The following is a 13,322-nucleotide window of genomic DNA, read 5'->3' as shown; positions in this document are numbered from 1 at the left end:
CTTCCGATAATGTATTTAATTAAATTCATTTAATCAAAGGTTTTCCACTTTTGGTATTATTCAAAATAATGGATAATATACTAAAAAAATGATGTGAAAGAATGTCAGCAAACGATAAAAAATTAGACCAAATTATTAAAACAATAGAAGCAAACGATATAAAATTCCTAAAATTGGAATTAGTAGATATACATGGATTACCAAAAAGTATGGCAGTACCACTTAAAAAAGCTGATGATGTTGAAGACATTGTAAATGATGGATTATTATTTGACGGTTCTTCAATCGCAGGATTAGCTTCAATCAATGACAGTGACTTACTTGCAAAACCGGATATTGATACTTTTTCAACAATTCCATGGAGGCCTGAACAAAAAGGTAGTAGTAGATTCATATGTGATATCTTCACTACAGAAGGAAAACCATATGATGGAGATCCAAGAGGAGTTCTTAAAAAATCATTAGAATTAGCAGAGAAAAAAGGATACCAATACAATATGGGTCCTGAACCAGAATTCTTCATCATAAGAAAAGATGAAAATGGAAATTATGTTCCAGCAGATGAAGCTGAATACTTTGATGTAGAACCATTAGATCAAGGTACTGATATCAGAAGAGAAATTGTATTCGGTTTAGAAAAATTAGATTTCAATGTAGAAGTAAGCCACCACGAAGTGGCAGCAGGACAACATGAAGTTGACTTTAAATACGCAGATGCTTTAAAAACAGCAGATGCAGTTATCACTTTCAAAGAAGCAGTTAAAGCTGTTGTTCACAATTTAGGTTTCAAAGCGACTTTCATGCCAAAACCATTCTTAGGAATTAATGGTAGTGGAATGCATTGTAACCAAAGTTTATTCAAAAACGGAGAAAACATCTTTTATGATCCAGATGCTGAAAACCAAATTTCACAAGAAGCATTATACTTCATAGGAGGATTATTAAAACATGCACAAGCTTTATCAGCTATATTATCTCCAACAGTTAACTCTTACAAACGTTTAGTACCAGGTTATGAAGCACCATGCTACATTGCTTATGGTTTCAAAAACAGATCAACTTTACTTAGAATCCCTGCATCTCGTGGATTAGGTACCAGAATTGAATGCAGATCCGCTGACCCTTCATGTAATCCTTACTTAGCATTTGCAGCATTACTTGAAGCAGGTTTAGATGGTCTTAACAATAAAATTGACCCTGGTGAACCTACTGAAGAAAACTTATTCGCACTTTCTGAAGATGAAATTGCTCAAAAAGGAATTAATAACTTACCAACCAGCTTATGGGAAGCATATCATGCATTAGAAAAAGACGATGTAGTTAAAAACGCTCTTGGTGATAAAGTATTCAATCAATTCTATAACATTAAAAGAGCTGAATGGGATGCTTACAGAATACAAGTATTCGATTATGAAAGAGATGAATATCTAAACGTATAGATTATCCCTATTTGATTTGGCGGTCACTTTGACTGTCAATAATTTTTAATTTTTTTGGAGGTTTTTATTATTAAAAAAATCGAAAAGTGATGAATATATGTATATTAAGGTTAAATCGTTTTTGAAATTTTAGAATTATTATTTAAGGCATATTGTGTAATTTTAGAATTATTAATACTTATTAGACGTATGATGAATTAGAATCAAAATTTTATGATTGTTATTTTATAGGAATGGATCTTAGTGTTATTTGGCATATGATGGATTGAAACTAAGATTTCTTATTTAAAATAAAATAAACCTAAGTTATTGATTGGAATTTGTTTCATTAACTTATACGTGTATTCGCCGATTATTTTTTTGGAGGAAGAAAAATGTGTGGAATCGCAGGTGTAATATACAAAGATAAAAAAAGTTATCCCGTAGGAGATGCATTAACATCAATGCTTGAATCTTTACAACATAGGGGACCAGATTCAGCAGGTTATGCAATCTATGGTAGTTTAAATTTTCCTGAAAATTACTATCAATTAAACATTGAAGTAAGAAGAAGGAGAGGAGCATTAGAGAATTTAAAATCACTATTAACTCAAATAAGTCCAATATTTGAAGATCAATTAATCGAGTCTGTAGGGGACTCAGATGTATATAAATGTAAAATAGCATTGGATGAATATTCTCTTTTAAAACCATGCATAAGAGAAATTGATGAATTAGAGAATGTAAAAGTTATTAATGGTTCACATTCCTTTGAAATGATTAAAGACACTGGAAAAGTAAAAGATATTGCAGAAAGATTTGATGTTCAAAGTAGGATGGGAACTCATGGGATAGGACATACTCGTTTTGCAACAGAAAGTGGCGTAGATCGCTATCATGCACACCCTTACCAAAGCTACATTATACCGGACATTACTGTAGTGCACAATGGACAAATCACTAATTATTGGAAAATTAGAGATTCATTGGAAAGAAAAGGACATGCTTTTGAGTCATTCAATGATACTGAGTGCATTGTTCATTACATGGCAGACAAACTTAATCAAGGTTACAAACTTGAAGAAGCATTAGATCAGGCAGTTATTGATTTGGATGGTCCATTTTCAATATTGGTCGGAACACCTAATGGTATTGGTATTGCAAAAGACAAACTTGGTCTCAGACCAGGTGTGATGGTTGAAACTGATGATATTTTTGCAATAGCTTCTGAAGAAATGGCATTGCATAATGTTACTGATTCTGACAAAATAGAACAAATAGCACCTGGAGAAACAAGAGCTTATACTATCTAATGGGGTTTTATCTATGAAAGAATATGTTATTGATGCAAAAAACATGACTGAGAAAGAATTAAACCGTACTATAAAAGAACAGGCAATCTATCATGATAAACTCATTATTAACAACCCTGACTCCAAACACAATATCTGTGCTGGTTTAACTGAAGATGTTGAAATAGAAATCAATGGTTCTGCAGGTTATTTCGTTGGAACAATGGTTAATGAACCAAGGATACATATCACTGGAAATGCAGGTTGGTTTGCTGGAGATAATATGACCAAAGGAGAATTAATAATTGAAGGTACCGCAGGTGATGGTGCAGGACAGGGAATCTATGGTGGAACTGTAATAGTGAAAGGAAGTGCAGGTTCAAGAACCGGAGAAATCATGAAAGGAGGAACTGTAATAATTGGTGGAAACAGTGGATATATGACAGGACTTCTTATGATGGGGGGAAAACTCATAATCCTTGGTGATGTAACTGATGATGTTGGTGAATCAATCATGAGGGGAACAATATATGTTCTTGGAGATGTAAAAAGCCTGGGAAAAAATGCTGTTATGGAAAAAACCCCTCTTGAAGATCAAGAAGAACTAAAAGAAATTTTAACAAAATATGGTTTTGAACTAACTGATATAGATTATACAAATTTTAAAAAAATCGTTAATATACAATAGGAGCTAAGAAAATGAGTGAACATAAAATAGCTATGGTTGGAACACCATGTGAAATTATGGCTGCATCAAAATTACAACATTATACAGATAGCCCTATTGATATTAAAATTGGACTATTCTGTATGGAGAATTTTTCATACAAATACTTTGGAAATCTCTTGAAAGAGTACGATTTGACAATGAATGATATTGAAAAATTCCAAATCGAAAAAGGATTCGTATTTTTATTATTAAAAACAAAAGAAACAGTTAAAATTTCTTTATCCGAAGCTAAAAGGATGCTTAGAAAAAACTGTAATATCTGTGTTGAATTGACATCAGAAACATCTGACATTTCAATTGGATCCATTGGATCAGAGAAAGGATGGTCAACATTGATAATCAGAACCAAAAAAGGTGAAGACATAGTCAATGGAGCAATAAAACAAAAATTCATTAAATCTAAAGAACTCACTGAATCACAATTCAAATTATTAAACAGAATTGCAGCATCAAAAACAAGCAAAAATCTGGAAACTATTGAAGAAAGAGAATTCATTGCAAGACCTGTGTTATACCAAAGAAACAAATCAGACAAATCCATCAATAAAGAAATCTCAGAATCTAATTTCTTTGATTTGAAAACTAATGTTATTGATATTGGAGCATGTGTTCTCTGTGGAGCATGTGAATATGCATGTCCTGAGGATTTGATAACAATTAATGATACAAAACCAAGAATGGATAGTGAATGTCCTGATGACTGTCATGCATGTTTTGCAGTTTGTCCAAGGACTTTCATACCTGAAGATTTAAGAAACGACAATACAAAAGCTATCGGTAACTTCATAAAAATATTATCAGTTAAATCTTTAAAACACACTAGAGGTCAAGACGGTTCAATTGTTACAACATTACTCGATTATTTATTGACTAATGAGATTATAACAGAAGCTCTCATTGTTGATAAAGAAGATCACTTGGCTTGGAAACCTTATGCAAAAATAACAAATGATATTGATGAAGTTGTTAAATCTGGAGGAACAAAATATTCAGTTTGTCCAGTATTCAAACCATTAAAAAATATTAACGAGGGGGTGAATTAAATGCCATTCACTGTTGAGAGAAAAACAGAAATATGTAAACAGAACAATGATAGGCCAGGCTGCTGCTGGTATTTATGTGATAATCCAAGAAAATCTTCATGTAAAAACTGTTACAGCTGCTATTCAAACTGCCCTCACAATGTATATGAAGTAATCAATGATGAACCTCAACCAATACATCAGGAAAATTGTGTAGGATGTAAAATATGTGAAGAAATGTGTCCAACACATGCAATATACGTTAGACCTCTTGCTGATGAAGGCAGAGGAATATGGTCCAATTCAACAATGGTTGAAATTAAACGTAAAAGTCAAACCGGGTCATATAAATTACGTGGATGTGGATTGACTAGAAAAATCCCAACATTTGATGATTTAAGTATATTACCTGCACAAGTGTCAAGACCTCCAATTGATTCATATAGGGAGCCATGTAACACTTCAGTTGTTCTTGGAGACAGATTTGCAGAAAATCCAATTAAAATAGACACACCTATTATGATTGGAGCAATGTCATTTGGAGCATTAAGTAAAGAAGCAAAAATCGCACTTGCTATTGGAAGTAGTAAAGTGGGATCAATTGCAAACACTGGTGAAGGAGGAATGCTTCCTGAAGAAAGACATTATGCTGATAAATTGATTGCACAGTATGCATCTGGTCGTTTTGGAGTATCTTCAAGTTATTTAAACAATGCAGAAGCAGTTGAAATAAAAATTGGTCAAGGTGCAAAATCAGGTATGGGTGGGCATTTACTTGCTCATAAAGTAACTGCTGAAGTAGCTAGAGTTCGTAACATTCCTGAAGGAACCTCCGCATTAAGTCCTGCAAGACACATGGATATTGTAGGTCCTGAAGATTTAAGTATGAAAATCAATCAGTTAAGGGAAATCACTGACTGGAAAATACCAATTATTGTAAAATTTGCAGCTGGTAGGGTAGAGCAAGATGTGAAAATTGCAGCAAAAGCAGGTGCAGATATTATTGTAATTGATGGTATGCAAGGAGGAACTGGTGCTGGACCTGAAGTAGTTACAGAACATGCTGGTATTCCTACTATTGAAGCTATTGTAAAAGCGGATGATGCTCTTAAAGACATTAATTTAAGAGATGAAGTTAGTCTCATTGCTGCTGGAGGAATAAGGTCTGGAGCAGATGTTGCAAAAGCAATAGCATTAGGTGCTGATGCAGTGTATATTGCTACCTCTGCATTGATTTCAATAGGATGTAAAGTTTGTCAAAACTGTTCAGATGGTACTTGTCCTAAAGGAATTGCAACACAGGAAAGAGTACTTAGAAGAAGATTGGATCCTATCAGAAAAGGAGAACAAGTTGCAAATTACATAGAAGCAATGACTCAAGAGGTAAAATCATTAACTCAGCAAGCGGGTAATACTGACGTTGAAAAACTTGAACGTCAAGATCTTGTTGCATTAACTATGGAAGCTTCACAATTAACTGGAGTGCCAATGGTGAGCAGACAATCATAAAATAAAAATTAGGAGATATTATTATGGCTGCATTTGAAAGAATCAAATCAGGAATTCCTGGACTTGATAAAGCTTTAGACAATATTCGTTTAGGGGATAATGTTGTATGGAATGTTAAGAATTTAAATGAATTTTCATATTTTGTCAATCCATATGTAAAACAGGCCAAAGAAGATAATAGAAACTTGATTTACATTAGGTTTGCTAATCATCCTCCATTAATAGAAATGAATGAAGAAGATTTCAGATTGCTCGAAATTGAACAGAACAATCCTGACACAGAATTCTGTATGATTGAACGTGATGGAATTAAAATATATCACGTAAATCCATACAATCAGTTTGAAACTTTCACTTTGGAAGTTCACAGAATCATTGAAAAAGAAGGATATGATGCATTTTATGTCTTTGATTGCTTAAGTGATCTTCAAGCAGTATGGTCAACAGATTTGATGATGGGTAACTTCTTTCAAGTTACTTGTCCATTCTTATTTCAACTTGATACAGTAGCATTTTTCCCAATTATTCGTGGAAGACATTCATATGATGCTATCGCTAAAATTCGTGAAACAACACAGTTATTCCTAAATGTATATTCTAAATCCTCAGAAGAGGTTTATGTTTCTCCATTGAAAGTATGGAACAGATACTCTCAAACCATGTTTTTAGGTCATAAATTCAATCCAAGAACTGGTATTGTTAAAGTTCTGCAGGATGGTCAGGAAGTTAGCAGATATTATAAAATCATCAATGATTCAAATAAATATCAAAACGGCCAGACTTTAGATAGCTGGGAAAGGTATATGCATCAAGTCAAGAGGAGATATGATGAAGGCGAGAACATAGATGATGATTGTGATAAGATTTGTGAGCTCATGATGACAAAAGATGAAAAGATGCTTTCTAAAGTTAAAGAATACTTCACTTTTGAGGATTATCTCACAATTTATGACCGTCGTGTAGGTACTGGACTTGTAGGTGGTAAATCATGCGGTATGCTTCTTGCAAGAAAAATCATTGAAAAAAATTGTCCAGAAATCTACAACAACATATTTGAGCCTGATGATTCATTTTACATTGGTTCAGATTTATTCTATACCTATATTGTATCAAATGATTTATGGGATCTTCGTGTAAAGCAAAGAACTCCTGAAGGTTATTACAAATATGGTATGGAATTAGAGGAAAGCCTTAAAAATGGCGTATTTTCAGATGAAATCAAGAAAAAATTCATCCGTATATTGGATTACTTTGGACAAAACCCTATTATTGTCAGGTCAAGTAGTTTTCTTGAAGATGGATTTGGTAATGCATTTGCAGGCAAATATGAATCTGTATTCTGTGTAAACAGAGGTACACTTGAAGAGCGTCTAGAAGCATTTGAAGAAGCGGTAAAGATTGTATATTCAAGTACTATGAATATTTCTGCTTTGGAATACAGGAAATTAAATGATTTGGATGATGCTGATGAGCAAATGGCTCTTTTAGTTCAAAGAGTCTCAGGTTCTTATCATGAGGATTATTTCTTCCCGACTGCAGCCGGTGTAGGATTTTCATATAGTCCATATTCACCTCTTCCAGATATGGATAACAGCAAAGGTATGTTAAGACTTGTAATGGGTTTAGGTACAAAAGCTGTTGACAGGACTAAAAAGGATTATCCAAGAATTATCAATCTTGATAAACCGGAAGTAACTCTTGTAAATGATATTAAAGAAAAACATAGATATTCACAGCATTATCTGGATGTAATTGATTTGAAGAATATCAGTTTACATGACATTCCAGTTGATGAAGGTTTGGGTATAATTCAAAGGTATGCAAAAAAACTTCTAGTTGAACATGATCGTGAGGCAGAGAGAATGTTCCGTGACCGTGGGCAACGTCGCGAAATAGTATTTGTTAACTGTGAGGGAATTGTTAAAAATTCTGAATTTATTAATGTAATGAAAGAAATTTTAAATACCTTGCAAAATGCATATGACTATCCTGTTGATATTGAATATACAGTTAACGTTGGTGAGGACAATTCATTCAACATAAACCTATTGCAATGCCGTCCACTTCAAGTTTCAGTTAATGATGAAGCTATTGAAATGCCTGAAGATAAAAATGTTTTCTTCCATATCAAGGAATCCTCTATGGGAATGTCCAGGAAAAATACAATTGATACAATATGTTATGTTGATCCACATAAATATTATGAGTATCCTTATGCTCAAAAAAGTTCAATATCAAGAGTAATCAGTGATGTGAATACATATTGTAAGGATAATGCCAAAACTGCTATATTAATAGTTCCTGGAAGAATTGGCACATCATCTCCAGAATTGGGTATTCCTGTGGTATTTGCTGATATCAGTCATTTCTCAGCAATTTTAGAGGAAGCATATAGTGAAGTTGGATATATGCCGGAATTATCTTTTGGAAGCCATATGTTCCAGGATTTGGTAGAAGCAGAAATATACTATGGTGCATTATTTGAAAATGAGAAAAAACTTGAATTCAACAAAGAAATGATTTTCGATTATCCGAATATCTTAAACAATATCAATCCTAATCTAAATGATGATATATATGATATGGTACAGGTTATAGACTTTGATAAAGATAAAGCGGAGTTATATCATGACATGAATAAAGATGAAACATTGTGTATTTTCAAATAATTATATGATTATAGTGGAAACTATTTCATAATTTTGGTTGGGTGGGTGGGATATATGCCTTTTTTATTTGTAGTAATTCTTTTTGAATAAAAAAGATTTTTCAAATAAAAGCAAAAACGTATGACAAATCTGATGTGATTAATGACCTTATTTGTTTTTTTGGTTTATTTTTACAATAGGGTTATTTTTCACATCTTTTTAAAATTTATTACAGAATCAGTGATAAAAATAGAATTTGAGTTAATTAAAGGATATTATTGTTTATTTTGTTTTGAAGATATATATTCAAAAACTTTCTTACCTTCGTCTGTTAATGAATAAAGTTTTCCTTTGTGAATGTTAGGTGTTGCACAGTAAACAATATTCTTCTTTTTTAATTGAGATAATAAATTGCTTACGTGATTTGTACGAATGCCTATTGCTTCTCCTATTTGTGTTGGTGTGTATAAGTCATATTTCATATATAAAACAATATTTGTCCTATGTCCTGATCCTTGAACGAATGCTATTTTTTCCAATAATTCTTCATTACTACACATATACTATAGTTTTGTTCTACTTTAAAGGCATTGATATATATTGTATTATTCATAAATAGTACACTAATAACAACTATATATTACACTTATCGTTTGTTTTTTTAAATATATATCTAAATGAGGTGTATTATGGATAATTTAGTAAAATATGTTTTAAGATCATCTTATCGTGTTCGTGTACTAAATGCTATTGGAAATGATGTAAAAATGCCGTCTCAAATTGCAAAGCAAAGTAATGTATTGAATAATCATATCAGCAGAACATTAAGGCAATTGCGTGAACATGGATTGATTGAACTAATTAATCCAGAAATGCGCTGCGGACGATTATACAGGCTCACTAATTGTGGTTTAATGGTATTGGATAATATTAATGAAAAATAATTTTGTAGTATAGGTTAAAATCAGTTATTTTTTAGTTTTAAATTTCCATAATTCTTTTTTTTAATAATGTCTTCATTAAACAGATGTTCAATTTAATTTAAAATTAATCATGTTTCTTGTAAATTATATGATGTAATTTTATTTATTCAAATTAAATTTTTTATTAATTTTTTGTATTTTTTGATAATTTTAAGTAAATATTATATATTATTGTTTAATATAAATATAACATACTATTAATAGAGGAGGGAAAAATTTGCTAAACAAAAAATTAATTATTTTGTCAATATTTAGTATAATTTTGTTGGCTGTATCTACAGTCAGTGCTAGTGATGATATTGCAAATGATATTGTTAGTGTGGATGATGCTAATGATATTGTTAACGCAGATTTGGATAGTGGAAATTTTACCAAATTAGAGACTAGCAGTTCAAAGACCTTCTCTGATCTAAATAAAGCGATTAATGGTAACAGTAATTCTAATATTTATTTGGATTCCGATTATACTTTCAATAGTGATTCAGATACAGCATTTGTTTCAGGAATAGTAATTGACCGTCAAGTAACTATATATGGTAATGGACATACAATTGATGCAAGTAAATCTGCCCGTATATTTTCAGTTACTGCAACCAAAGTTGTATTTAAAGATATTATATTTGTAAATGCTTCAACAACAAACTGTGATCGTTATGATGACATGGGTGCAACTATTAAATGCGACCTTTATGATGAAAATTATGATGGTGTATATGGAAGTTGCACTGCAATAAACTGTACATTTATTAAAAATTCTGCAGGTTCATTTGGTGGAGCTATGTTTGGAGGTTCTGCAATTGACTGTACTTTCACAGGCAATTATGCACATGATGGTAGTGCTATTTCCGACGGTGATGCAACTAATTGTATATTTACTGAAAATTCCGCAAAATATAGTGGTACAATGGTCGGTGGTACTGCTCGTAATTGTATTTTTGACAGTAACTCTGCAGGTACAGATGGTGCAGCTATTAACAGTGGTAATGCAATTAATTGTACTTTCATCAACAATCATGCAACTGGAAATGGTGGTGCTATTTATCAAGGTTCAGCAGATAACTGTACTTTTAACAGTAACTCAGCTAAATCAGGTGGTGCAACATATGAATCTAATGTTGTAAATTCCATCTTTGTAAATAATCATGCTACTGAAAATGGTGGAGCAATGTTTGATGGTTCTGCAACTAACTGTACTTTCAATGATAATTCAGCAGATAATGGTGGAGCTATTAGCAGTGCAACTGCAATTGATTGTACATTTACTATGAATACTGCAGACAATTTTGGTGGAGCTGCTTATAATTCATTTGTTGGAAATTCATTGTTTGAAGAAAATAATGCATATAATGGTGGAGCAGTATATGGTATGGAAGTAATCAATTGTACTTTCAATAATAATTCCGCTAGTACTGGTAGTGCAGTTTCAAATGCAAAAGTTTCAGATAATTCTATATTTGGCAATAATGGGGATAATGCAATTGATAATGTTGTATATTTTGATTCTGAAAATATGAAAACATTTTCAGATTTAAATAAAATTATCAATGGAAATTCCAATGCAAATATTTATTTAACTTCAAATTATACTTTTAATTTCGTTCGAGATTCCAAATTTGAAGGTGGTATCAACATTACCAATCGTGTTTTAAACATCTATGGTAATGGATTTACAATTAATGGTGATTATTTCTCCCGTATATTTAATTTAATAAACAGTACAGTAATATTCCATGATGTTGTTTTTATTAATGGTAGAATATCTGGTTGGGCAGGTGCAATTAACGGTAAACCTTCTGGAACAAATATTCCAAAAACAGGTAAATCAAAAGTAATCAACTGCACATTTATTGGTAACACTGCTGATTATGGTGGAGCTATTGATGATGTTGATGCTATAAACTGCACATTCAATAACAATTATGCAACTGGAAGTGCCGGTGCAATGACTAATGGTGTTGCTGAAAATTGTATATTCTATTATAATTCTGCTTCAAATAGTGCTGGTGCGATAGATATGACTTCCGCTTTAAACTGTACTTTCATCCATAACTATGCTTCATGGGGAGGTGCAATAATGCTCATGGGTGAATTTATTAAAGATTGTACTTTCATAAACAATTCTGCAGGTGATTCCGGTGCTATTTCAGGTTTTGGATCAATACAAAATTGCACATTCATCAATAACTATGCAAGTACAATTGCTGGAGCTATTAGTTGGATTGATGCAACAGATTCCACTTTTATTAATAACTCTGCTAGTGTTGATGGTGGTGCAATGTATGGGGGTTCTGCTACTAACTGTACTTTTATAAATAACTATGCTGTCAATAATGGTGGTGCTATTTACAGTGTTGATGCAGAAAAATCTACTTTCATTTTAAATACTGCATCTGGAAACGGTGGAGCCATGTATGAGGGAACAGCTATAAACTGTACTTTCATAAATAACCATGCAACTAATGGTGGTTCAATAGCTTACAATGGAATTATTCATAATGCGATTGTAGTTTCTGATGGAGGTGTGGATTACTACAATACTGTAATTTTAAATCCTACTATCAGTGCAGTTAAATCAACTAGCTATAATTATGGTGATAAAGTTTTAGTCAGTTTCAGCAATCTTAATGGTTATGAAATAGGTGTTCCAATTGATGTTAATATTTATCAAAGTGGCAAATTAGTCAAAAGCACTACCCTTTCATCAGGCAGCTATTTGACTTTAAATTTAAATCCTGGATCTTATGATGTTGTTTTCAGTGTTAGGGATTCTTCTTATAAAATCTCATCTGTTACAGCTAAAATATCAATTAACAAATTGTCTACAAGTATAGATGCCAGTTCAATGTCTGCTCAATATAACAGTAATACCTATTTGTACATTACTTTAAAAGATGGTGCTGGAAGAGCAGTTAAAAATGCTAAAGTAACTGTTTCAATTACTGGTAAAACCACACAGACTTATACAACTGACAGTAATGGTAAAATTAAAATTTCTACTAATGGTTGGTCTCTTAAAACATACACTGTAACTATGATTTATAAAGGTGATAGCAGCTATTATAATGCAGCACCACAAAAAATTGTTAAAATTACGGTTGTTAAAGCAACCCCTTCAATTACTGCAAGCTCAAAAACTTTCAATGTAAAAACATACACTAAATATTTCTATATCACTTTAAAAGATAAAAAAGGTTCAGTGATGAAAAGTAAAAAAGTTACTTTGAAAGTAAACGGAAGATATTATTATGGTACAACAAACTCAAATGGTGTAGCCACATTCAAAATTACAAAATTGACTTCAAAAGGAAAATTTACTGCAGTTATTACATATGCTGGTTCCAGCTATTACAATAAGGTATCCAAATCAGTTTATATATACTCTAAAGGATCTCCAAAAATGTATGCTTATGCAAAAACATTCAAATTGTCTACTAAGACTAAAGTATACACTGTTACTTTAAAAAATGAGAACTATAAAGTTATGAAAAATACAAAAATTACTGTAAAAGCATATGGGGTAACTTACACAGCATATACTAACAGTAAAGGTATCGCTACATTTAAGATTACTAACTTGGTTAAAAGAGGTATTTACACTGTTGATGTTAGTTATGCTGGTAGCAACTATTATTATGCAGTAACTAAAAAAGTTAAACTTACCGCAAAATAGATGTATTATTTTACATCTATAATTTTTTATTAATATCAAGGGATTTTTAA

Annotated in this window: 9 protein-coding genes; 8 read left to right on the top strand and 1 reads right to left on the bottom strand. The window is 31.9% G+C overall.

The window, feature by feature from the left end; all coding sequences use genetic code 11:
- Nucleotides 1-101 precede the first annotated feature (101 nt).
- From glnA to MR875_08390, 6 genes are all read left to right on the top strand, one after another.
- Nucleotides 102-1,439, top strand: coding sequence for a type I glutamate--ammonia ligase (glnA, locus tag MR875_08415; GenBank protein ID MCI6994858.1), 1,338 nt, complete (start codon nucleotides 102-104; stop codon nucleotides 1,437-1,439).
- A 374-nt stretch (nucleotides 1,440-1,813) separates the two neighbouring features.
- Entirely contained in the window at nucleotides 1,814-2,731 is a 918-nt protein-coding gene (locus MR875_08410; protein ID MCI6994857.1) for a glutamine amidotransferase, read from the top strand.
- Between the two features lie 13 nt (nucleotides 2,732-2,744).
- The gene (locus MR875_08405; GenBank protein ID MCI6994856.1) at nucleotides 2,745-3,398 is read left to right on the top strand and encodes a tributyrin esterase; all 654 of its coding nucleotides are present in this window, start codon (nucleotides 2,745-2,747) and stop codon (nucleotides 3,396-3,398) included.
- Nucleotides 3,399-3,409: 11 nt separating this feature from the next.
- Complete coding sequence (locus MR875_08400) at nucleotides 3,410-4,483, top strand: Coenzyme F420 hydrogenase/dehydrogenase, beta subunit C-terminal domain (GenBank protein MCI6994855.1); 1,074 nt, start codon at nucleotides 3,410-3,412, stop codon at nucleotides 4,481-4,483.
- Nucleotides 4,484-5,971 carry a glutamate synthase-related protein gene (locus MR875_08395; protein MCI6994854.1) on the top strand — a complete coding sequence of 496 codons (1,488 nt, stop codon included), beginning with the start codon at nucleotides 4,484-4,486 and terminating at the stop codon, nucleotides 5,969-5,971. It abuts the gene before it with no gap.
- Nucleotides 5,972-5,994: 23 nt separating this feature from the next.
- On the top strand, nucleotides 5,995-8,640 hold the full coding sequence (locus MR875_08390) for a PEP/pyruvate-binding domain-containing protein (protein MCI6994853.1): 2,646 nt from the start codon (nucleotides 5,995-5,997) through the stop codon (nucleotides 8,638-8,640).
- Between the two features lie 254 nt (nucleotides 8,641-8,894).
- On the opposite strand, the gene MR875_08385 is transcribed toward MR875_08390, so the two are convergent.
- A complete protein-coding gene (locus MR875_08385) occupies nucleotides 8,895-9,179 on the bottom strand; it encodes a transcriptional regulator (GenBank protein MCI6994852.1) in 285 nt (94 codons plus the stop codon).
- A gap of 129 nt (nucleotides 9,180-9,308) precedes the next feature.
- Here MR875_08385 and MR875_08380 point away from each other — a divergent pair, with 129 nt between their 5' ends.
- Nucleotides 9,309-9,563, top strand: a complete 255-nt coding sequence (locus MR875_08380) for a transcriptional regulator (protein MCI6994851.1) — start codon at nucleotides 9,309-9,311, stop codon at nucleotides 9,561-9,563.
- 256 nt (nucleotides 9,564-9,819) lie between these two features.
- Nucleotides 9,820-13,272 carry a hypothetical protein gene (locus tag MR875_08375; protein MCI6994850.1) on the top strand — a complete coding sequence of 1,151 codons (3,453 nt, stop codon included), beginning with the start codon at nucleotides 9,820-9,822 and terminating at the stop codon, nucleotides 13,270-13,272.
- The last annotated feature ends 50 nt before the right edge of the window (nucleotides 13,273-13,322 follow it).

The sequence above is a fragment of the Methanobrevibacter sp. genome, from assembly GCA_022775905.1.
Lineage (GTDB): Archaea > Methanobacteriota > Methanobacteria > Methanobacteriales > Methanobacteriaceae > Methanocatella.
The sequence above is the reverse complement of the archived record's forward strand: the minus strand, read 5'-3'. Positions and strand labels throughout refer to the sequence as shown.